The sequence below is a fragment of the Deinococcus sp. KSM4-11 genome (assembly GCF_004801415.1).
In the GTDB taxonomy this organism is placed as follows: Bacteria; Deinococcota; Deinococci; order Deinococcales; family Deinococcaceae; genus Deinococcus.
The window spans coordinates 57,056-76,215 of the sequence record NZ_SSNX01000011.1 but is presented as its reverse complement, the minus strand read 5'-3'; the positions used below and the strand labels follow the sequence as shown (position 1 = coordinate 76,215).

Annotated in this window: 20 protein-coding genes; 13 read left to right on the top strand and 7 right to left on the bottom strand. The window is 68.0% G+C overall.

The features are described 5' to 3' along the window. Nucleotides 1-17 precede the first annotated feature (17 nt). From purF to E7T09_RS20940, 9 genes are all read left to right on the top strand, one after another. Nucleotides 18-1,436 carry an amidophosphoribosyltransferase gene (gene purF / locus E7T09_RS20980; RefSeq protein ID WP_136391158.1) on the top strand — a complete coding sequence of 473 codons (1,419 nt, stop codon included), beginning with the start codon at nt 18-20 and terminating at the stop codon, nt 1,434-1,436. A 376-nt stretch (nt 1,437-1,812) separates the two neighbouring features. Continuing rightward, the gene (locus tag E7T09_RS20975; RefSeq protein WP_136391157.1) at nt 1,813-2,175 is read left to right on the top strand and encodes a hypothetical protein; all 363 of its coding nucleotides are present in this window, start codon (nt 1,813-1,815) and stop codon (nt 2,173-2,175) included. A gap of 36 nt (nt 2,176-2,211) precedes the next feature. After that, nucleotides 2,212-2,409, top strand: coding sequence for a YwbE family protein (locus tag E7T09_RS20970; RefSeq protein WP_136391156.1), 198 nt, complete (start codon nt 2,212-2,214; stop codon nt 2,407-2,409). A 102-nt stretch (nt 2,410-2,511) separates the two neighbouring features. Continuing rightward, nucleotides 2,512-2,805 carry a Rho termination factor N-terminal domain-containing protein gene (locus E7T09_RS20965; RefSeq protein ID WP_136391155.1) on the top strand — a complete coding sequence of 98 codons (294 nt, stop codon included), beginning with the start codon at nt 2,512-2,514 and terminating at the stop codon, nt 2,803-2,805. A 58-nt stretch (nt 2,806-2,863) separates the two neighbouring features. Further along, nucleotides 2,864-3,331 carry a YbjN domain-containing protein gene (locus E7T09_RS20960; RefSeq protein ID WP_136391154.1) on the top strand — a complete coding sequence of 156 codons (468 nt, stop codon included), beginning with the start codon at nt 2,864-2,866 and terminating at the stop codon, nt 3,329-3,331. A gap of 204 nt (nt 3,332-3,535) precedes the next feature. Next, entirely contained in the window at nt 3,536-3,727 is a 192-nt protein-coding gene (locus tag E7T09_RS20955) for a hypothetical protein (RefSeq protein ID WP_136391153.1), read from the top strand. 265 nt (nt 3,728-3,992) lie between these two features. Further along, nucleotides 3,993-5,567 (top strand): HD-GYP domain-containing protein, encoded by a 1,575-nt coding sequence (locus E7T09_RS20950; RefSeq protein ID WP_136391152.1) that lies wholly within the window; start codon nt 3,993-3,995, stop codon nt 5,565-5,567. 200 nt (nt 5,568-5,767) lie between these two features. Further along, nucleotides 5,768-6,511: a hypothetical protein gene (locus E7T09_RS20945; protein WP_136391151.1), complete on the top strand. Its 744-nt coding sequence runs from the start codon at nt 5,768-5,770 to the stop codon at nt 6,509-6,511. Between the two features lie 167 nt (nt 6,512-6,678). Continuing rightward, the gene (locus E7T09_RS20940; RefSeq protein WP_136391150.1) at nt 6,679-6,963 is read left to right on the top strand and encodes a hypothetical protein; all 285 of its coding nucleotides are present in this window, start codon (nt 6,679-6,681) and stop codon (nt 6,961-6,963) included. Nucleotides 6,964-7,018: 55 nt separating this feature from the next. Here E7T09_RS20940 and E7T09_RS20935 read toward each other — a convergent pair whose 3' ends face one another. After that, nucleotides 7,019-7,258, bottom strand: coding sequence for a hypothetical protein (locus E7T09_RS20935; protein ID WP_136391149.1), 240 nt, complete (start codon nt 7,256-7,258; stop codon nt 7,019-7,021). Nucleotides 7,259-7,319: 61 nt separating this feature from the next. Further along, nucleotides 7,320-8,192 (bottom strand): SMP-30/gluconolactonase/LRE family protein, encoded by an 873-nt coding sequence (locus E7T09_RS20930; RefSeq protein ID WP_136391148.1) that lies wholly within the window; start codon nt 8,190-8,192, stop codon nt 7,320-7,322. Nucleotides 8,193-8,350: 158 nt separating this feature from the next. Here E7T09_RS20930 and E7T09_RS20925 point away from each other — a divergent pair, with 158 nt between their 5' ends. Beyond that, nucleotides 8,351-11,215 carry a 2-oxoglutarate dehydrogenase E1 component gene (locus E7T09_RS20925; RefSeq protein ID WP_136391147.1) on the top strand — a complete coding sequence of 955 codons (2,865 nt, stop codon included), beginning with the start codon at nt 8,351-8,353 and terminating at the stop codon, nt 11,213-11,215. Nucleotides 11,216-11,226: 11 nt separating this feature from the next. Here the strand turns inward: E7T09_RS20925 and E7T09_RS20920 are convergent, their stop codons facing one another. Beyond that, complete coding sequence (locus E7T09_RS20920; RefSeq protein ID WP_136391146.1) at nt 11,227-11,916, bottom strand: hypothetical protein; 690 nt, start codon at nt 11,914-11,916, stop codon at nt 11,227-11,229. 81 nt (nt 11,917-11,997) lie between these two features. Between E7T09_RS20920 and E7T09_RS20915 the strand changes: the two genes are divergently transcribed. From E7T09_RS20915 to E7T09_RS20905, 3 genes are all read left to right on the top strand, one after another. Further along, nucleotides 11,998-12,891 carry a ribokinase gene (locus E7T09_RS20915; RefSeq protein WP_136391145.1) on the top strand — a complete coding sequence of 298 codons (894 nt, stop codon included), beginning with the start codon at nt 11,998-12,000 and terminating at the stop codon, nt 12,889-12,891. 87 nt (nt 12,892-12,978) lie between these two features. Then, nucleotides 12,979-14,232 (top strand): 2-oxoglutarate dehydrogenase complex dihydrolipoyllysine-residue succinyltransferase, encoded by a 1,254-nt coding sequence (odhB, locus tag E7T09_RS20910; RefSeq protein WP_136391144.1) that lies wholly within the window; start codon nt 12,979-12,981, stop codon nt 14,230-14,232. Nucleotides 14,233-14,334: 102 nt separating this feature from the next. Continuing rightward, entirely contained in the window at nt 14,335-14,820 is a 486-nt protein-coding gene (locus tag E7T09_RS20905; RefSeq protein WP_136391143.1) for a hypothetical protein, read from the top strand. A gap of 57 nt (nt 14,821-14,877) precedes the next feature. Here E7T09_RS20905 and E7T09_RS20900 read toward each other — a convergent pair whose 3' ends face one another. The 4 genes from E7T09_RS20900 to E7T09_RS20885 form a co-directional block, all read right to left on the bottom strand. Further along, complete coding sequence (locus E7T09_RS20900; protein ID WP_136391142.1) at nt 14,878-15,714, bottom strand: ATP-binding cassette domain-containing protein; 837 nt, start codon at nt 15,712-15,714, stop codon at nt 14,878-14,880. Continuing rightward, the gene (locus E7T09_RS20895) at nt 15,711-16,691 is read right to left on the bottom strand and encodes an ABC transporter permease (RefSeq protein WP_136391141.1); all 981 of its coding nucleotides are present in this window, start codon (nt 16,689-16,691) and stop codon (nt 15,711-15,713) included. The genes E7T09_RS20900 and E7T09_RS20895 overlap by 4 nt, the downstream gene beginning before the upstream one ends. 240 nt (nt 16,692-16,931) lie before the next feature. Further along, the gene (locus E7T09_RS20890; RefSeq protein ID WP_136391140.1) at nt 16,932-17,942 is read right to left on the bottom strand and encodes a sugar ABC transporter substrate-binding protein; all 1,011 of its coding nucleotides are present in this window, start codon (nt 17,940-17,942) and stop codon (nt 16,932-16,934) included. A gap of 8 nt (nt 17,943-17,950) precedes the next feature. Continuing rightward, entirely contained in the window at nt 17,951-19,012 is a 1,062-nt protein-coding gene (locus E7T09_RS20885; protein ID WP_136391139.1) for a LacI family DNA-binding transcriptional regulator, read from the bottom strand. Nucleotides 19,013-19,160: the final 148 nt, after the last annotated feature.

Here is a 19,160-nt window from a genome sequence, read left to right as displayed (position 1 = left end):
CAGGCCCGGAGCCGCCCATGATCTTCGACATGACCACCGACAAGCCGCAGGACGAATGCGGCGTGTTCGGCATGTACTCGCCGCAGCCGACGGACCTGGCGTGGTTCACGTACCTGGGCATGTTCGCCCTGCAACACCGTGGGCAGGAAGCGGCGGGCATGTGCGTGTCCGACGGCGAGAAATTCCACGTGGAGAAAGACCTGGGGCTGGTCACGCAGGTGTTCGACGAACGGCGGCTGGACTCCGTGCGGCTGGCGAACGCCCGCGTGAGCATCGGGCACGTGCGGTACAGCACGACCGGCAGCAACCTGCGCTTCAACGCCCAGCCGCTCACCACCCGCACCAACAAGGGCATCCTGGGCCTCGCGCACAACGGGAACTTCGTGAACGCCCGCGAGGTGCGCAACAGCATGCTGATGGAAGGCGCGCTGTTCCAGACCACCAACGACAGCGAGGTCATGCTGAACCTGATCGCGCGCGAGGCCGACCTCGACCTGATCGAGGCCACCGCCGCCGCCATGAAGGAACTCAAGGGCGGGTACGCCTGCGTGCTGATGAGCCGCACGCAACTGCTGGGCTTCCGCGACCCCAACGGCGTGCGGCCCCTGGTCATCGGGCAGCGCGACGACGGCGCGTACGTGATCGCCTCCGAACCGTGCGCCCTGTTCACGGTCGGCGCGAAACTGATCCGCGACGTGCAGCCCGGCGAACTCGTGTGGGTTGATCGCACCGGCCTGCACTCGCTGATGGTCGCCCCCAAGAAACCCACCCCCTGCGCATTCGAGTGGATCTACTTCGCCCGCTCCGACAGCAAACTCGACGGCATCGACGCCCACGAAAGCCGCATCCGCATGGGCCACCAGCTCGCGCGGGAACACCCCATCGACGCTGACATTGTGGTTCCGGTGCCCGACAGCGGCATCGGCGCGGCCATCGGCTACGCCCGCGAGAGCGGCATTCCCTTCGACTACGGCCTGTACAAGAACCCCTACGCGGGCCGCACCTTCATCGCGCCCACGCAGGAAGCGCGGGAACTGAAGGTCAAGATGAAACTCTCGCCCACCAGCGCCGTGGCGGGCAAACGCGTGATCCTCGTTGACGACAGCATCGTGCGGGGCACCACCAGCCGGCAGATCGTGAACCTGCTGCGCGAGGCCGGCGCGACCGAGGTTCACTTCCGCGTGTCCAGCCCGCCCATCAAGCACCCGTGCTTCTACGGCATCGACACCGCCGCGCGCAAGGAACTGGTCGCCAGCACGCACTCCATCGAGGAAATCCGGGCGTTGATCGGGGCAGACACCCTGAGCTTCATCAGCGAGCAGGGCATCCGCGAAGCCGTCGGCGGCCCCGGCCTGTGCCTGGCGTGCTTCAACGGCGAATACCCCGCCGGAACGCCGCTGCTGAACGACGTGGATAAGCTGGCGCTGGAAGTGTAAGGCAAGATCAGCAAATCAGATCGGCCTCTACGAAGGCCGATTTTGCTATTTGGTGGAGGAGACGGGACTCGAACCCGCATGAATGGCGCTGGAGCTTTCAGGAAACGCGCTTCCCTTGCTGCTTTGTCCCACCCCTTGCGGGGCCGCTATAGGTGCTTCCGCAACCCGCTCCGGCGTTGCTGCCTGCGCCCAAGGCTTCCGCCTTTTCGGCTCTACATAGTCGTTTTTTCCGGTGCCCTGCCTATTGAGACCACTCCCCCACGACAAGGGTAGGCTAGCAGGTCAAAGAAGCTTCCGGAATGTGGGGAATGGCCTACCTGCTCGCTGAAATACGTCATGGACGCCTGTAGATGCGCTGTAGGCTCACCGTATCCGCTTGCTCCTGTTGCTTCCGGCTGTTGCCCTTCTCGCGTGTGCACCTGCGCCGGCACAGCCGAAGAGTGCTCATCGTTATCTGGCCCGTGCTCAGCAGGTGCTCGACGCTATTGCCGAGGCCGCTCCCAAGATTGTGCCGGTTCCAGGGGGCAGCGCTTGGCGGGTCATCGACAGAAAGCCGCAGTGGCTTTCACTGGATGTTGGCGCATCTTCTGCTTATAGCTCGTCACTTGTCATCTTTACCGCCGTCGAGAACGGCACGACCACGACGGTGATTGATTCGTCCTCGGCCAATGAGCCGAGTGGTCAGCAGGTGCAGGGAATCTACGCCGCGCTCGCGCAGCGGTTTACAGAGATTCCCTGACCCATTTCAGCTGAGCGTCCGCAGTACCCTCTCGCCATGCCTCCACTTCGCTCCCAGATTCAGCCCGGCGTGACCGTGGATATCGTGCAGAAGCAGGATCAGGCGTCAGGGAAACTCACACGTGGTGTGGTGGCGGCGCTGCTCACGTCTTCGCCGTCGCATCCGCATGGGATCAAGGTGCGGCTCACGTCGGGGCAGGTGGGACGGGTGCAGGCGGTGGTAGGAGCGGAATAGGGAGCGCGGTTCGTTTCCCATTCCATCATGACGGCGCGTGAAACTCAGCCTCACCGACGTTGATGGACGTGTGGCTACGGTGATCATCAGGAGGTCACACGTATGCCCAGAGCCTGGAGCCGCAAGGATGAACGCCAATACCAGCACGTCAAGGACTCCGAGAAGCAGCGGGGCGTGTCGGAGGATCGAGTCGAGGAGATCGCGGCGCGCACCGTGAACAAGCACCGGCGCGAGAACGGCCGCACGCCGAACACGCGCACGCAGGGCACCGGGAATCCGAACGCGGCGCTGTCCGACCTGTCGCGGGACGAGCTGTACAACCGCGCGAAGGAACGGGGCGTGAAGGGCCGCAGCGGCATGAGCAAGGCGGAACTCGTGGCCGCGCTGGGCCGGTAGTGCCCGTGACCGGCCAAGTGTGAGAGGCCCGTCAGAGGTGGGATCTTACGCTGCGTGAATGAAATACTTCCCCGCGTCGGTGCTGGCCCTGTCGCTGCTGTCGTCCGGTCTGGCCGTCACGGGTGAGGTGCTCGATGGCCGACCGGCGACGGTGATGCAGGTGATCACGCAGGCGGGGTACAGCGCGAAGTTGTCGCCGGGCGACAGCAAGACCGGCCCGTCCATCACCCTGAACATCGACGGCGACACGGTGTACCTGGATCTGGAAGGCTGCAAGGCGGATCTCTGCACCCGCGTGAACGCCACGACCGGATACGACGCGGATACGTCGTCCGACGAGGTTATCCAGTACGTGAACGACTGGAACCTCACCAATTACTCTCAGGCCTACCTCTCCAACGAGGAGGACAGCGCGTATCTGGATGCGTCGTACCTGATGACGGGGGGGTACACGCGCGCGAACCTGCTGGCGTGGCTCAAGGCCTATCTGGACGACCTGACGGAGTTTGCGAACGACCTGCCCTGAACGCCTCGGGTTCTAACTGACGACGGCGGGTCAGCAATTGCGGCCGGGCGTGCAGTTGGTCTGGCGGGTCTCTTGGGAAAGGCGTCACGGTGGGTAAAGGCGCACCTCACAGCGTGGGGCCGCGTACCGTTGAGGAGTGGCTGGGGGCGTGTCATAGGGGGCGTAATGCAGGCCTCAGTGCGGGCCGGGCATGAAGGAGTTCCCATGAAGATCCACAATGTGCTGTACCTGCTTGGTTTCGGTTCGATCCTGCTCAGCGCCAGTCAGTACCTCCAGAACGATTCGTCCGACAAGGAACGCGATGGCCTGTTCGTGGGGCACTGGGGACCGACCTTCTTCATCCTGGGCAAGATCATGGAAGACAAGGAAATCGCCAAGCGCGGAATTACCGAGTAAGTCCGATGTGATGGAGCGGGCGCGGCCGATTCGGTTCGCGCCCGTTGCCGTGTGGCGCGGCGTTCATGGGCGGAGCGAAGTGGGCTCTGCATCTGCTTGACGCCCAGCACTGGCGCAACGCCCCCGCCGGGGGGCACCAGAGGGTGGCCGCGTGCGCTCCAGACATGTGAATATCTGAGAATGCCCTCTGGGACGCGTCGGAAGCGCAACTGGACGGCCCGTGTTCGTCAGATGCGCGTGACATTCTGCGCCCTACGGTGACGGCATGACGTCGCATTCCAAACCAAGTCCGCACCACGACCTGATCCTGGTTCCGGTGAAGGACGCCGCGATCCGCCGGGCCCGTCAGCCGCTGGCGCTGGGCGTGGGCGGCCCGGCGCTGCTGCTGGCCGTGCTGCTAGCCGTGCCCGTCCTGAACGCCCGGCTTGAACTCCTGACCTTCCACATGCTGCTGGTGCTGGCCGCCGCCGCCTTCACGGCCGTCGTGACCGTCTGGATGGGACTGGTCGGCCTGCGCCAGCGCAACGCGGAAGTCGTGCTGCTCTCGCTGGCCTTCGGGTCGCTGGGGCTGGTCTACGGCGTGCATGGTCTCGGCACCCCGGAAGTCGGCGTGATGGGCCATGCGGGCGCGAATGTCCACGCGGGTATGGCCGGCATGGAGCCAGCGGACGCCGCGTCATACGCGTTCATCGCGTTGCCTGCGGCGGCGCAGCTGGGCGCGCTGATCACGGCGGCGTGGCTGCTGCTCTCCAGTTTCCCCACCACGAACGGCGCGGTGCGGGCCGTGCTGGCCCTGCGCAACTGGCTTCCGGCCGTGTGGCTGCTGACCCTGGTGGGACTGGGCGCGCTGGTCTTCAACCCGGAAGTCGCGGAGGTGTTGGCCCCCACCGCCTGGACCGGCCGTCTGGTGATCCTGGCGCTGACGATCACCCTGTGCGTGTGGGCCTCGGCGCGGTACTGGCTGTCGTGGCGGTACGCGCGGTTCCCGCTGCAGCTGGCGGTCGTGTATGCGGGAAGCTGGCTGGCCCTGGCGCAGATCGTGATCGTCCTGAATCTTGCGTGGACGCTGTCGTGGTGGGTGTACCACGTGCTGCTGGTGGGGGTCGGCGGGGCGCTGCTGACCGGCCTGATCGCGCAGTACCGCGAGAAGCAGGTGCCGCTGGGCACCGCCGTGAGGGGCCTGTGGAACAACGACCCGGACGCCCTGCTGGCTGCCGGTATCAGCGCCCCCGTGCGCGCCCTGATCGCCGAGGTCGAGGCGCACGACCCCTACACGGCCGGGCACGCGCACCGCGTCACGCTGTACGCCCTGGAACTCGCCCGCGCGCTGGGCTGCCCACCGGAGGCCTTGCGGGCCGTGACGCAGGGCGGCATCCTGCACGACCTTGGGAAGCTGGATGTGCCCACAGGCGTGCTCAACCACCCCGGCCGCCTGACCGGCGCGGACTGGACGCTCGTGCGCCAGCACCCGGCGTCCGGCTTCGAGCGCGCGCAGCGTCTGGGCCTGCTCCCCGAGGAACTCGGCGTGGTCCGCTGGCACCATGAGCGCTGGGACGGCGCGGGCTACCCAGACGGCCTACACGGCGAACAGATTCCGCTGCTGGCCCGCATCCTGGCCGTTGCGGACGTGTATGACGCCCTGACCAGCGAACGGGCCTACCGTCAGCCGTGGCCCGCTGCCCGCGCGAACGCATACCTGCAGGAGGAAGCGGGCAAGGCCTTCGATCCGCGCGTGGTGGCGGCCTGGGTGGCCCTGCACGAACCGGAGACCACCGAGCCGGACGCCCGGCCCGCCCTGTTCGGGCTCGTCCCGGCCCCGGCGGGCGCTTTCGGTCACTGATCCTCACCGGCGTCCGGTCGTCCCGCCACAGAGCGTATGTGGCGGGACGACCTTTCCATTGGTGAGGCGGTAAGTCCAGCCCAACTGACCCTCTGTAAAAAAGGCCCGATCCTGATCCGGTCTTTGCCGCTATGCTGTGCGGGCATCCCCCGGTAGGGGGAGAGGTCGGTCGCCGGGGTGGGGCCAGCGGGAGGGGCAGCATGGGGGTTCGGGAACAGTTCGCGTCGGTGGCCGCCTACGGTTTGGTGGCGCTCGCCAGCGCGATGGTGGTGAGTGGCGGTACCCTCAGTGAGGCCGTCCGGTCGGCGTTTCACCCGCCAGAGCCGGTCGCGGTGCAGTCAGCCACGGCCGTCGCCGGGGCCAGGGTGTCGGCCGCAGCGGGCACCGCGGTTCGCCCGGCCACCGGGACGACCGCGTCGTCCACCCGGCCCGCCACGGCCGACGTGCTGCCGGCCACGCTCCCGGATATCCCCGGTGCGGACGCCGAGGGCAGTATTCCGACCATCGCGGCGGCCATTCCCCGCGCGCCGCTGAGCGCCCGGCCTGCCGTCAGGGCCGCTTCCGTGTCCGAGACGGGTTCCGCCCAGCTGGACGCCACCCTGAGGCTCGCGCGCTGGCTCACGCAGCAGTGGTACGACAGCTCCTTGCAGACCGTGTGGGCCGCCTTCTCGCCGAAGGTGAAGGCGCAGTGGAAGTCCTACGGCGACTTCCAGTCGTTCCGTGCCGGAGGGAAACGCGCCTATGGTGCCGAGACGGCCGTGCTGGCCGAGGAACTTACGCCTCACGGCACCGTGACGTATTACACCCGGACAGCCTCCTACGAGCGCGGCCCGAAGGACGGCTGGACGCTGATCATCGGCCTGGACGCCAGCGGTCAGGTGCAGGACTTCGGGGTCGTTGGCGCCTCCCTGCTGCCTGCCCGCATGAACAACCTGATGCAGTGAGGCCCTGATTCCACACGGCCGGGGCCACCGCACATTCAGTCTTCCCTCACCCCGCCGCCCTGGGCGCGTGGGATGCTGGCCCTATGTACCTCACAACTGAACCAAACAGTGCCGGTCGCCCTAGGCGGAACGCGGCCCAACACAGCAGAACCGTCCTGACTGGCGTGGTGGTTGGCCTCGGACTGCTCGGCCAGGGCGTGGCCGGGGCCGACGGCATGCACCAGCCGACGCCGGTGACCTACGTCTGCCAGGGGGGCGTGCGCGTGCAGGTCACCCCGATGGGCGACACCGCCATCGTCACCTTCGCGGGCAAGACCACCACGCTGTCCCTGATGCCCGGCGGTTCCTTCCGCAACGAGCAGGTCACGTGGGTCACGCAGGGCGGCACCTCGACCCTGCGCAACAATGCCACGGGCAACCTGCAACTCAGTGGCTGTCGGCCGCTGCGCTGAGCCCCAGTCCCGACAGGTTTCAGCAGTGGGAATGCCGCGCCGCCGATGGCTCAGGTCAGGGGCGTACGCGGCGCCTGGGCATGCTGACGCCCAGGCCGGTCAGAAATGCGCCCACCACGGACAGCGCGTAGGTGATCAGCACGTTGTTCAGCGGGCTGGGGAAGTTCGTGCTGCGGTTGGCGTTCGCCACCGCGTGCAACTGGTTGATGTCGATCACATCCTTGCCGAGCAGCACGGCCGATACGACGATCACGATGACGCCCAGCACGACCAGCAGACGGGACAGGATTCTCATACGCTGATCTTACGGGGTTCCTCCGCGTGGAGTTCCCGCACTGCGGGTGAGGCCAGGTATCTCAGCCCGCGCGGGTGAGCGTCATGATCCGCCAGAAGCCCGTGGTGGCCGTCACGTACAGCGCCGTGCCGTCCGGGCCGCCGAAGCACAGGTTGCTCACGACCTCGGGGAACAGGATCCGACCGAGTTCCTGGCCGTCCGGCGTGAGCACGTGCACGCCGTCGCCTGCGCTGCTCCAAATCCGGCCCGCTTCATCGACGCGCAGGCCATCGGTCTTGCCGGGATTCACGCGGAAGTGCTCGCCGACCAGCGTCGCCCGGCCGTCCGGGGTCACGTCGTAGCGGTACGTGGCCGAATCCTTTCCCGTATCCGCTAGGAGCAGCGTGTCGGCCGAGGCGAACACCAGGCCGTTGGGCTTGTCCCGATCCCGGATGGGCGCGGTGAGGGTGCCGTCCGGCGCGAGCCGGAAGACCCAGCGGCCCGGCAGTTCCATCGGTTCGCCCCGCCCGCCCTCCTCGGGTTTGTCCAGGCCGTAGCTGGGATCCGTGAACCACAGGCTGCCGTCCGGGTGTAAGGCCACGTCGTTAGGGCTGTTGAACCTTGCGCCCTCGAAGGTGCGGGCCAGCGTCGTCCACGATCCGTCCGGCTCCTGGCGCAGCAGCGCCCGCTGCCCGTGCGAGCACGCGATCAGGCGGCCCTGCGCGTCCAGCGTGTGGCCGTTCTGGTACTCGCTGGGGTTCAGTTCCTCGCGCAGCTCCCCGCCGTCCGAGTACGCCCACGTGCGGTTCTGGCGCACATCGCTGAACACGACCACGCCGCGAGACGGCACGTACGTGGGTCCCTCTGTCCAGGTGTATCCGCGGCCCAGCTGCTCGGGCGCCGCTCCGGCGGGAAAGAGACCTGTGAACTCGAGACGTGTGGCGTGCAGGGTCATGGGGACATGCTGCGCCCACGGGCGGCGGTGCAGGTAGGGGCCGTCTAAAGCCACCTGACGGAACCGTCAGATGCGGTCACGGCGGCAGGAACACAGGGTGTGGAAAGAGGCTGGCCGTGCCATTCCTGGCAGGGAGCAGGGGTATGCTGGGGGGCGTTATGACGGGACCTTTGACCATCATGTCCGGGGCGAACGCGGCCTTCATCGAGGGGCTGTATGAGGCCTACCTGGCCGACCCCAGCAGCGTGGATGCCGAGTGGCGCACCTACTTCGACGACGTGCGCGGCGGCGTGCAGGAGACCGCGCACTCGCCGGTGCAGCAGGCCTTCTACGACCTGGGCCAGTCTCGGCGCGGCGGCGCGGCTCCCGCTCCGGCCCCCAGCGCCAGCGGCGCGCAGCAGGCGGCCGGGGCCATGATCACCGCGTACCGCGTGTACGGGCACATCAGCGCGCGCAGCAATCCGCTGCGGATGCGCGGCCTGCCGGTCGTGCCGGAACTCACTCCACAGTTCTACGACCTGAGCGAGGCCGACCTGAACGAGCATGTCAAGGACGGCCCCTTCGAGGGCTCGCTGCGCGACGTGATCTCGCAGCTGCAGGAAACGTACTGCGGCTCCATCGGTTTCGAGTACAACTCCCTGCCGGCCGGCGAACGCCAGTGGTTCCAGGCGCGCATCGAGAAGGGCCGCGGCCAGGGCCGGCACAACCTCACGCCCGGCGAGCGCCGCCGCGTGATCGGCAAGCTCACGGCCGCCGAGGGCCTGGAACTGTACCTGCGCAACAAGTACCCCGGTGTCAAGCGCTTCGGGCTGGAGGGCGGCGAGAGCTTCATTCCGCTGGTCGACCGGATCATCCAGCAGGCCGGCACGTACGGCGTGAAGGAAGTCGTGCTGGGCATGGCCCACCGTGGCCGCCTGAACACCCTGGTGAACATCTTCGGCAAGAAGCCCAGCGACCTGTTCGCCGAGTTCGACGGCAAGAAGAAACTGAGCGACGACCCCGACGTGGCGGGCGACGTGAAATACCACATGGGCTTTTCCAGCGACGTGCGCACGCCCGGCGGCCCCATGCACCTCGCGATGGCCTTCAACCCAAGCCACCTGGAGATCGTGTCGCCCGTGGTGCACGGCAGCGTTCGCGCCCGCCAGGATCGCCGGGGCGACACGGAGCGCCGCACGGTACTGCCCATCACGGTACACGGAGACGCGGCCGTCAGCGGGCAGGGCGTCGTCATGGAGACCCTGAACCTCTCGCGCCTGCGCGGGTTCGCCACGGGCGGCGCGGTGCGCATCGTGATCAACAACCAGATCGGCTTCACCATCAGTGATCCGCGCGACACCCGCAGCAGCCGCTACTGCACCGACATCGCCAAGGTCGCCAACGCGCCGGTGCTGCACGTGAACGGCGACGACCCGGAGGCCGTGGTGTTCTGCGCGGATCTGGCCGTGGCGTACCGCCAGGAGTTCGGCAAGGACGTGTTCATCGACCTGATCGGTTTCCGCCGCAACGGTCACAACGAGGGCGACGAGCCGCGCATGACGCAGCCGATCATGTACCGCGAGATCGACCAGCACCCCGGCGCGCGCGCCATCTACGCGCAGCAGCTGGAGGCGGCGGGCCTCCTCGCGGCCGGGGAGGGCGACGCCCTGGTCGGCATCTTCCGCGACAAGCTCGATGCCGGGGAGTCCGTCGTCGAGGAGATGGAGAACCTCGCGCAGAGCGCCCTGGCCGTCGACTGGAAGGCCTACACCGACACCCACTGGGATCGGGATCAGGTGGCCACGGCCGTGCCGCGCGAGAAACTGGAGGAACTGGGCACCAAGCTCACCACCGTGCCCGAGGGCTTCAAGGTGCACCGAACCATCGAACGCACCGTGCTCACCCCCCGCCGGGCCATGACCCGGGGCGAGCAGCTCCTCGACTGGGGCATGGGCGAGATGCTCGCCTACGCCTCCCTGCTCGACGAGGGCTACGGCGTGCGGCTGGTCGGCCAGGACTCCGGGCGCGGCACCTTCGTACACCGCCACGCCGTGCTGCACGACCAGGAAGCGGCCGATCCGCTGAACGAGGAATACATGGCCCTCGCGCACCTCTCGCCGGCCCAGGGGCGCGTGGAGGTCGTCGACTCCACGCTGTCCGAGGAAGCGGTGCTGGCCTTCGAATATGGGTACTCGACCAGTGAACCCAAGGGCCTGGTCGCGTGGGAAGCGCAGTTCGGGGACTTCGCGAACGGCGCGCAGGCGGTCGTGGATCAGTTCCTCTCGGCGGGCGAGAGCAAATGGCAGCGCCTGTCGGGCCTCGTGATGCTCCTGCCGCACGGCTACGAGGGCGCGGGTCCCGAGCACTCCAGCGCCCGCCTGGAACGCTACCTGCAGCTGTGCGCACAGAAGAACATGCAGGTCGTGGTGCCGTCGAGCGCCGCGCAGATCTTCCACCTGCTGCGCCGTCAGGTGCTGCGCCCCTACCGCAAACCCCTGATCGTGATGACGCCCAAGAGCCTGCTGCGCAACAAGCAGGCCATGAGCCCCCTGTCGGAACTCACGGACGGCCGCTTCTGCGAGGTCATCGGCGATCCCGAGGTCACGCAGGCCCGCCGGGTTGTGATCTCGTCCGGCAAGCTGCACTGGGAACTCGTGGAGGCCCGCGAGGCCAACCGCGACGGGTACCAGGGCACCGCCCTGATCCGCCTGGAGCAGCTGTACCCCTTCCCCGCCGAGGCGTTGGCGGCCGAACTGGCCCAGCATCCCGGTGCGCAGGTCGTGTGGGCGCAGGAAGAGCCCGAGAACCAGGGTGCATGGCTGATGATCTGGGAGGACCTGGAACGCGCACTGGCGCCCGGCCAGACGCTGGATCACTCCAGCCGCCACCGCAGCGCCAGCACCGCCACCGGCTATTCCAGCGTGCATGCCCGCGAGCAGGCGGCCGTGATCGCCGCCGCGCTCGGCGAACCCCTTCAGGCTGTCGCGCCAGAGGTGATCGAGGAACAGAAGGAACTCGCGCAGGTCGCCAAGCAGCAGGGCTGAACCGGCTCAGCTCAGGATGGAAACTTTGGCTGGTACGCGCGGCGTGCCTGCGCGTAGCGGCGGAGTGTCCGGAGCAGTAGCGCCGCCGCCACCGCCAGTCCGGTGATGATGCCCGTCGTCACGCTCGCCAGTTCCGGCCACCTCAGACTGCTCGCGACCAGGGCCCCCAGCACCCCGCCAGTCACGGCGGTGATCAGGCCCACGAGTTCCGGCGTGCCCGACAGCGCCTGAACGACGCTGTAGCCCGTATACCGGTGGAACACCGTGCCGTAGGTCTGGGCAATGCCCGCTTCATCGTCGTGTAGGCCCGTCACGAAGTACGCCGTGAGGTCCGGGGCAAGTTCCAGGTAGGCATGGCGGAGCCGGTTCATACCGATCAGCAGCCCCATCTCCTCGAGATTTGCGTCGCTGAGGCGAGCGTATGTCAACAGACCGATCAGCAGCACCACCGGCAACAGCAGCAGCGCGAAGCCTCGGAAGGCCGGGCCGAAGCCGGTCGCGTTGCCTACCAGGGCGAGGGCCACGACGGCACCGGACACGACCGTCAGGAACATGCCCGCGCGGCTGAAGGTCTCGGTCCACGTCAGCGAGCGGGTCGCCAGCAGACTCCAGTGTTCGGTGGCCAGGATCTGGGCGCGCACCGCGTCGCTCGTGCCAGGGCGCTCGGTGAGGGACGGCGTCTGAAGCGTGGACTCACTCATACGGCCTCCTTGACTATGAAACTGGTCGTGGGGGCATTGTGGCAGCCCGAGCGGCCCGGAGGCAGATGACACACTGGGGCCATGAGCCGATCTGCTGTCGTCGTCCTCGGGAGCCTGAACCTCGACATCCTGCTGCGCGTGCCACACTTGCCGCGCGCGGGCGAGACCATGCACTCGCTGGGGCTGGAGCACATGCCCGGTGGCAAGGGCGCGAACCAGGCCGCCGCGTGCGCCGCGCTGGGCGTCCCCACCCACCTGATCGGCGCGGTGGGGACAGACGAGGCGGGGGACCGGCTGCTCGGCGCGCTGCGGGATCGGGGAGTGACCAGTTCCGGCGTGCGCCGCCTGCCCGCCACCGTGACCGGGCAGGCCTACATCCACATCGCGCCGGACGGTGAGAACACCATCACCCTGCACGGCGGCGCCAACCAGGAACTCGCAGATGCCGAGTTGACGGCCCTGGACGCCGCGCTGCCCGGCGCCTCCGCGCTGCTGCTGCAACTGGAGGTGCCGCTGGCCGTCACGGTCGAGGCGGCGCGGCGGGCGCGGGCGGCGGGCGTGACCGTGATCCTCGATCCCGCGCCCGCCGCGCCGCACCTGCCGCGCGAGCTGCTTGAGGCCGTGGACATCCTCACGCCGAACGAGCACGAGGCCCGAACCCTCAGCGGCGAGCTGGACACCAGCGCGGCAGCGCGGGCGTTGCTGGCCCTGGGTGTCCGGTACGTCGTTGTCAAACGCGGAGCGCAGGGCGCGCTGCTGCTGGACGCGGCGGGCGAGCAGGCCTTCACCACGCCGCCGGTGCAGGCCGTGTCCACCGTGGCCGCCGGGGACACCTTCAACGGCGCGCTGGCCGCGGCCTTGGCCGAAGGGAAGCGCCTGCCGGACGCTGTGGCCTTCGCGGTTCGGGCGGCCAGCCTGCGGGTCACGCGGCCCGCCGGGTACGGGCACCTGCCGGAGCGGTCAGACCTGGGCTGAACGGATGCCAGTTGCGTGCCATTCGTTCAGCCCGTCCGCCGTTCCCGCGTCAGTCACAGTCGGGGGCGGGGTAGAATCCGGGGCGTTATGGCGGATATCAAAGTTCCCGTGTTCAGCGAGTCGGTCAGCGAGGGCACCCTGCTCGCGTGGCATAAGCACCCTGGCGAGGCCGTGAAGCGCGGTGATCTGCTGGCGGAAATCGAGACGGACAAGGTGGTGCTGGAAATCCAGGCGCAGCAGGACGGCGTGCTGCAGAGCGTGGTGAAGAACGAGGGCGACACGGTGCTCAGCGAGGAAGTGCTGGGCACCCTGGGCGAAGCGGGTTCGGCACCCGCTCCGGCCCCGGAGCCCGCCGCCACGCCTGCGACTCCGGCAGCGGCAGGTTCCACGCCGGAGGCGAACGAGGCCACCCGCCGCGATGACCTGTCTCCGGCCGTGCGCAAGGTCGTGACCGAGGCGAACCTCGACCCGGCAAGCATTCCGGCCACCGGCCCCAAGGGCAACATCACCAAGGCAGACGCCGTGCAGGCCGCCCAGGGCGGCGCGACGGATCAGGGCCCGCAGTCGGCCGCCGCGCCCAGCAGCGCCGCTCCGGCCAGCGCCGCACCCGCGAAGGTGGCGGCCAGTGCGCCTGCGGGGCCGCGCACCGAGCAGCGCGTGCCCATGACCCGCATCCGGGCCCGCATTGCCGAGCGCCTCAAGGAGGTGCAGAACACGGCTGCGCTGCTGACCACCTTCAACGAGGTGAACATGAAGCCGGCCATGGATCTGCGCAAGAAGTACCAGGATCCGTTCGTGGCCAAGCACGGCGTGAAACTGGGCTTCATGAGCCTGTTCGTGCGCGCCGCGACCGAGGCCCTCAAGGCCTTCCCGATGGTGAACGCCAGCGTGGACGGCAAGGACATCATCTACCACGGGTATTACGACATCGGCATCGCGGTGGCGTCCGAGCGCGGGCTGGTCGTGCCGATCCTGCGCGATACCGAACAGATGAGCCTCGCCGGAATCGAGAAGGGCATCGCGGACTTCGCCGTGAAGGCCAAGGGTGGCAAGCTGACCATGGAGGACATGAGCGGCGGCACCTTCAGCATCACGAACGGTGGGACGTTCGGCAGCATGATGAGCACCCCGATCATCAATGCCCCTCAGAGCGCGATCCTGGGCATGCACAACATCATCGAGCGGCCCATCGCCCAGAACGGGCAGGTCGTGATCGCCCCGATGATGTACCTGGCGCTGTCGTACGATCACCGCATCATCGACGGCAAGGAAGCCGTGCAGTTCCTGGTGATGATCAAGAACCTGCTGGAAGACCCGGCGCGGATGCTGCTGGAACTGTAGGCGGCGCTCCCCGGACGCTCACCATCCCTTCATGGGGGCGGTGGGCGTTTTCCCTGGCGGGCCGTCAGGGTTTTGCCAGACGGCGGCTCCTACAGTGCGGGCATGAGCGGATTGCAGGGACGCCTCGGCGGCTTCACGGCCGGACTGGATCTGAACGGAGAGTGGGACGGCCAGCACCTCCGGGGCCGGATCGGCACCTTTACCGACGGGCAGAACATCGTCGTGGGCCTCGGCCAGGGTGCCCTGGAAGGCCGCGTGGGCTCCTTCACCGAGGGCTTCGACCTGCGCGCCGAGGTCGCGGGTGGACAGCTGCGCCTCCACCTGGGCGGGTACACGGACGGGCTGGACGTCGTGCTGACATTCATGCCCGATGGAGCGACCGGACGCTACGGCGGCTTCACCGAGGGGGTGGACATCGTCCTGAACCGTGACGAGGACGGCGTGCGGGGCCGTTTCGGGTCGTTCACGCAGGGGGTCGATATTCGCCTTGACCTGGGCGACGTGCCGCTGCCCCTGGCCGCGATCCTGGCGGTCAGCGCGTACCGGGTGTGGGTGGCGCGGGAACACGCGGCCAGCGCGCGCCGCTGACCTCCAATCCGACGCGCCCGCCCAGGAATTCCAGGCGGGCGCGTCGGGTGGTGCGGTTCAGTGTGCCAGGACGTCCGCGCTGAGATCCTCGGGCCGGATGGCGCCGGTCATCACGGAGACCGTGTCGGCCATGCTGATCTTCTTCGGATTCAGCAGGGCGGCCCGCCTGCCCATGCGGTGCACGTGAATGCGGTCCGAGATCTCGAACACGTGCGGCATGTTGTGCGAGATCAGGATCACGGGCAGGCCTTTGTCGCGCACCTGCCGGATCAGGTCGAGCACCATGTTGCCCTCGCGCACGCCCAGGGCGGCGGTGGGCTCGTCCATGATCACCACGTGCCGGGCGAAGGCCGCACTGCGGGCGACCGCCACACCCTGCCGCTGTCCGCCCGAGAGCGTCTCGACCGGCTGGCTCATGCTCTTGATGGCGAACTGCAGGCCCTGCATGTGGCGGGTCGCCTCCTCCAGCATCTTCTTCTTGTCGATCAGCTTGAGCAGTTTCGCCAGGGGGCCGGGCCGCATGATTTCGCGGCCCAGGAACAGGTTCTCGGCGATGGTCATGGCGGGCGCCACGGCCAGATCCTGGTACACCGTCTCGATGCCCTCGCGCCGCGCGTCGATAGGGCTGCGGAAGGTCACGGGACGGCCTTCGAGCATGATCTGGCCCTCGTCGGGCGTGATGGCGCCGGACAGCGCCTTGATCAGGGTGCTCTTGCCCGCGCCGTTGTCGCCGATCACGGCCATGATCTCGCCGGGGCGCAACTCGAAGTCCGCGCCGTTCATGGCCACGACCTGCCCGTAGCGCTTGACCAGGCCGCGCGCTTCCATGACCAGGGCCGCGGTGGACATGCCGGTGGCGGTGGGGTGGGGGTGCAGGTTCTCGGCAGCGCTCATGATTTCCTCCGGGAAAACTGGTCCGTGGCGACGGCCAGGATGATCAGGATGCCCGTGATCAGGTTCTGGTACACGCTGTCCAGGCCCATCAGGGTCAGGCCCGAGCGGAACACGCCCACGATCAGCGCGCCGATCAAGGTGCCGAGCACGTTCCCGCGCCCGCCGAACAGGCTGGTGCCGCCGATCACGACCGCCGTGATGCTCTCCAGGTTCTCGGTCTGGCCCGCCTCCGGCGACGCGCCCCCGATGCGTTCGAGCAGCAGCAGGGCGGCCACGCCGTACAGCAGTCCGGCGAAGGTGTACACGCTGAGCAGAAGGCGGTTGTTGGGAATCCCGCTCAGACGCACGGCCTCGGGGTTGTTGCCCAGGGCGTAGATGTGCCGGCCGGGCGCGGTGTAGTTCAGGTACAGCCACGTCAGGAAGAACAGCACCAGCATCAGCAGCGAGCCATACGAGAAGGTCGTGCCGAGCAGCTTGAAACGGTGCGCCAGGAAGGTCAGCCCGTCGGGCGGCATGGGTACGCTGGTGGCCTTCGAGTAGATGTGCACGGCCGCGAACACGATGGAGTACATGCCCAGCGTCACGATAAAGGGCGGCAGTTTCCAGCGGGTGATCAGCAGGCCGTTGAGCCAGCCGATGAAGGCGCCGATGGCGAGCCCGGCCAGGATCGCCACGGCGACCGGCAGGCCCTGCTCCACCGCGAGTTTGCCGATCACCATGCTGGCCAGGGCCATGATCATGCCGCAGCTCAGGTCGATGCCGGCCGTCAGGACGATCAGCGTCTGCCCGATGGCGATCACGCCCACGAACGACGTCTGTTGCAGGATCAGCGAGAAGGTGTTCAGCGACAGGAAGCGGCTCGACTGCGTGGCGAAGAAGATGCACGCGACCAGCAGCGCGATCAGGGGCCCGAGCGTGCTGATGCTGGGCAGTTGAAAGGAACGCCGGGCCGGTGCGGCGGTGCTCGGTTGGGTCATGGTTCGTCTCCGGGGAAGGCGGCGCGGGGCTCATCGGACGGCCGACGGGCCAGAGAGGAGCGGACGGGAGCACGCGGGCAGGTTGGGTCTGCCCAGCATGCCACTTTCCCGGCTTCAGCGGAACGGGCCGGTGTGGTGAGAGCTACGACCCACGGCGAGGGTGCCGTGATCCGTAGCTCCGGTGCGGGGCGTCAGGTGGTTCGTGGGGCGGCGGGGTTCACGCCGCCCGGCAACGGGTTCTTACTGGCCCCAGCAGTTCGCCAGGCCGTACTTGCCGTTCTGGCTCTTGACGCCCGCCACGGCCTTGTTGGTGATCAGGTTGACGCCGGTGTCGGTGTAGCCGCTGACCTTCTTGCCGGTCTTGGCGTAGTTCACGCCGGCCGTCACGCCCATGGCGGCCATCTTCAGGGGGTACTGCTGGCTGGTCGCGCCGATCACGCCGGCTTCCACGTTGCGCACGCCCGCGCAGCCGCCGTCTACCGAGACGATCAGGACGTCTTTTTCCTTGCCGGCGGCCTTGAGGGCCTGGTAGGCCCCGGCGGCGGCGGGCTCGTTGATGGTGTACACCAGGTTGATGTCAGGGTTCTTCTGGAGGCAGTTCTCCATGGCGGTCTGGCCCTTGGCCTGGTCACCGAAGGAGTCCTGGGCGCAGACGACGCTGGTGTTCACCTGGCCCGTGCTCTTGGAGGTCACGCCCGCCACGCCGAAACCTTCCAGGAAGCCGTTGTGGCGCGCGATGCCCACCGGCTGGCCGGGGAACAGGTCGAGGGTGGCGATCACGGCCTTCTTGCTGCCCATGGTCTTCTTGGCCCACTGGCCGATCAGCAGGCCGGCGTTGTAGTTGTTGGTGGCGAACAGGGCGTCCACGGCGCTGGCGGGCTCGGTGGGGGAGTCCAGGGCGATCACCATCACGCCGGCGGCGCGGGCCTTGGCGATGGCCGGCACGATGGCCTTGGAGTCGCTGGGGGTGATCAGGATGGTCTTGGCCCCGGCGGCGACCATGTTCTCGATGGCCGTGACCTGTCCGGCGTTGTCGCCGTCGCTCTTGCCGGCGCCAGTCATCAGCTTGGCGCCCAGACGATCCGCTTCCTTCTGCGCGCCCTCCTTCATCTTCACGAAGAAGGGATTGGTGTCGGTCTTGGTGATTAGGCCGATGATGGGCTGCGTGCCTTGGGCCAGGGCGGAGGTGACCACGGCGGCGGCGGTCAGGGCGAGGACGGCGGTGGCGGCGAACACTTTGGCTTGTTGCATGATGCTCCTTAACGTGGGTGGGGCGAGAGGACGAGGGACGGGAGGGCGGCCTGTGCGGTCGAGCCGGAGCCGGCAGGCGGCCCGGTGGAGTGCCGGATGATCAGGGTGGTGGGAAGCTGCACCGATGCGGGGGACGGGTGCGCGAGGCCCAGCTGGCCGATCAGGTGCTCGCAGGCCAGGCGGCCCAGGTCGTAGGCAGGCTGCGAGATCACGGTCAGGGGCGGGGTCATGGTCTGCGCCCAGCGGGAATCGTCGAATCCCACGATCGACAGGTCGTGTGGAATACCCAGGTTCAGTTCACGGGCGGCCAGGACGGCACCCACGGTCATTTCATTGTTGCCCACGAACAGCGCGGTGGGTCGGGTGTCGGCCGGCCCGCTCAACAGCTGCCGGGCGGCGCGGTACCCGTCGTCCTCGCGGTGGTGCCCCGACAGCACCAGGGTGGGGTCGTACGGAATTCCGGACGTCCGCAGCGCGGCGCGGTAGCCCTCGTGCCGGTCGATGGCGGTGCTGATGTCCTGCTGCCCGACGATCATGCCGATCCGGCGATGGCCCAGACCGATCAGATGCTGTGTGCCCGTCATGGCGCCGCCCAGGTTGTCCACGGTCACGGTGGTCGTGCCGGGGTGGCCGCTCACGCGGTCGAGTTCCACGACCGGCAGGTTCGGCAGGGTCTTGAGGTGGGTGCGGGTGCCGCTGGTGGGGGCGACGATCAGGCCGGTGGGCAGGTGACCGCGCAGGGTGTCCATGGCCCGCAGTTCCTTGGCGGGCTCCTCGTCGCTGTTGAACAGGAAGACCGTGTACCCGTGACGATCCGCCGCGTCCTGGACGCCTTTGGCGAGCATGGCGTGGAAGGGGTTGAGGATGTCGGCCACGATCAGGCCGATGGTGCGCGTTTCTTTCTGCCTCAGACTGCGCGCCAGGACGTTCGGCTGGTAGCCGAGGCGCTGGGCTGCCTGCACCACCCGTTCCCGGGTGGCCGGGGCCACCATGTCCGGCCGGCTCAGCGCGCGCGAGGCGGTGGCGGTGGACACGTGGGCGAGTTTGGCGACGTCCTGGATGCTGGGCATGGAAGGGGAACACCTCGGGGAGTGCGGGCCGCACCGGACACGCTCCCGGCTGGAGGACGTCCGTTGCAAACGATTACATTGTGGTGTCGCCAGTGTGCACCGCCGCCCGGAAATTGTCAAGCGCCCCTGACCATGTGGGCCAGGAGCG

What these genes read in the sequence shown, in the direction of transcription:
- E7T09_RS20885 (WP_136391139.1), bottom strand. Translation starts at nt 19,012, where the DNA reads ATGCCCAGCATCCAGGACGTCGCCAAACTCGCCCACGTGTCCACCGCC.
- E7T09_RS20960 (WP_136391154.1), top strand. Translation starts at nt 2,864, where the DNA reads ATGAAATACTTCCCCGCGTCGGTGCTGGCCCTGTCGCTGCTGTCGTCC.
- E7T09_RS20915 (WP_136391145.1), top strand. Translation starts at nt 11,998, where the DNA reads ATGAGCCGATCTGCTGTCGTCGTCCTCGGGAGCCTGAACCTCGACATC.
- E7T09_RS20965 (WP_136391155.1), top strand. Translation starts at nt 2,512, where the DNA reads ATGCCCAGAGCCTGGAGCCGCAAGGATGAACGCCAATACCAGCACGTC.
- E7T09_RS20970 (WP_136391156.1), top strand. Translation starts at nt 2,212, where the DNA reads ATGCCTCCACTTCGCTCCCAGATTCAGCCCGGCGTGACCGTGGATATC.
- E7T09_RS20955 (WP_136391153.1), top strand. Translation starts at nt 3,536, where the DNA reads ATGAAGATCCACAATGTGCTGTACCTGCTTGGTTTCGGTTCGATCCTG.
- E7T09_RS20950 (WP_136391152.1), top strand. Translation starts at nt 3,993, where the DNA reads ATGACGTCGCATTCCAAACCAAGTCCGCACCACGACCTGATCCTGGTT.
- odhB (WP_136391144.1), top strand. Translation starts at nt 12,979, where the DNA reads ATGGCGGATATCAAAGTTCCCGTGTTCAGCGAGTCGGTCAGCGAGGGC.
- E7T09_RS20925 (WP_136391147.1), top strand. Translation starts at nt 8,351, where the DNA reads ATGACGGGACCTTTGACCATCATGTCCGGGGCGAACGCGGCCTTCATC.
- E7T09_RS20920 (WP_136391146.1), bottom strand. Translation starts at nt 11,916, where the DNA reads ATGAGTGAGTCCACGCTTCAGACGCCGTCCCTCACCGAGCGCCCTGGC.
- E7T09_RS20900 (WP_136391142.1), bottom strand. Translation starts at nt 15,714, where the DNA reads ATGAGCGCTGCCGAGAACCTGCACCCCCACCCCACCGCCACCGGCATG.
- E7T09_RS20905 (WP_136391143.1), top strand. Translation starts at nt 14,335, where the DNA reads ATGAGCGGATTGCAGGGACGCCTCGGCGGCTTCACGGCCGGACTGGAT.
- E7T09_RS20890 (WP_136391140.1), bottom strand. Translation starts at nt 17,942, where the DNA reads ATGCAACAAGCCAAAGTGTTCGCCGCCACCGCCGTCCTCGCCCTGACC.
- E7T09_RS20930 (WP_136391148.1), bottom strand. Translation starts at nt 8,192, where the DNA reads ATGACCCTGCACGCCACACGTCTCGAGTTCACAGGTCTCTTTCCCGCC.
- E7T09_RS20935 (WP_136391149.1), bottom strand. Translation starts at nt 7,258, where the DNA reads ATGAGAATCCTGTCCCGTCTGCTGGTCGTGCTGGGCGTCATCGTGATC.
- purF (WP_136391158.1), top strand. Translation starts at nt 18, where the DNA reads ATGATCTTCGACATGACCACCGACAAGCCGCAGGACGAATGCGGCGTG.
- E7T09_RS20895 (WP_136391141.1), bottom strand. Translation starts at nt 16,691, where the DNA reads ATGACCCAACCGAGCACCGCCGCACCGGCCCGGCGTTCCTTTCAACTG.
- E7T09_RS20945 (WP_136391151.1), top strand. Translation starts at nt 5,768, where the DNA reads ATGGGGGTTCGGGAACAGTTCGCGTCGGTGGCCGCCTACGGTTTGGTG.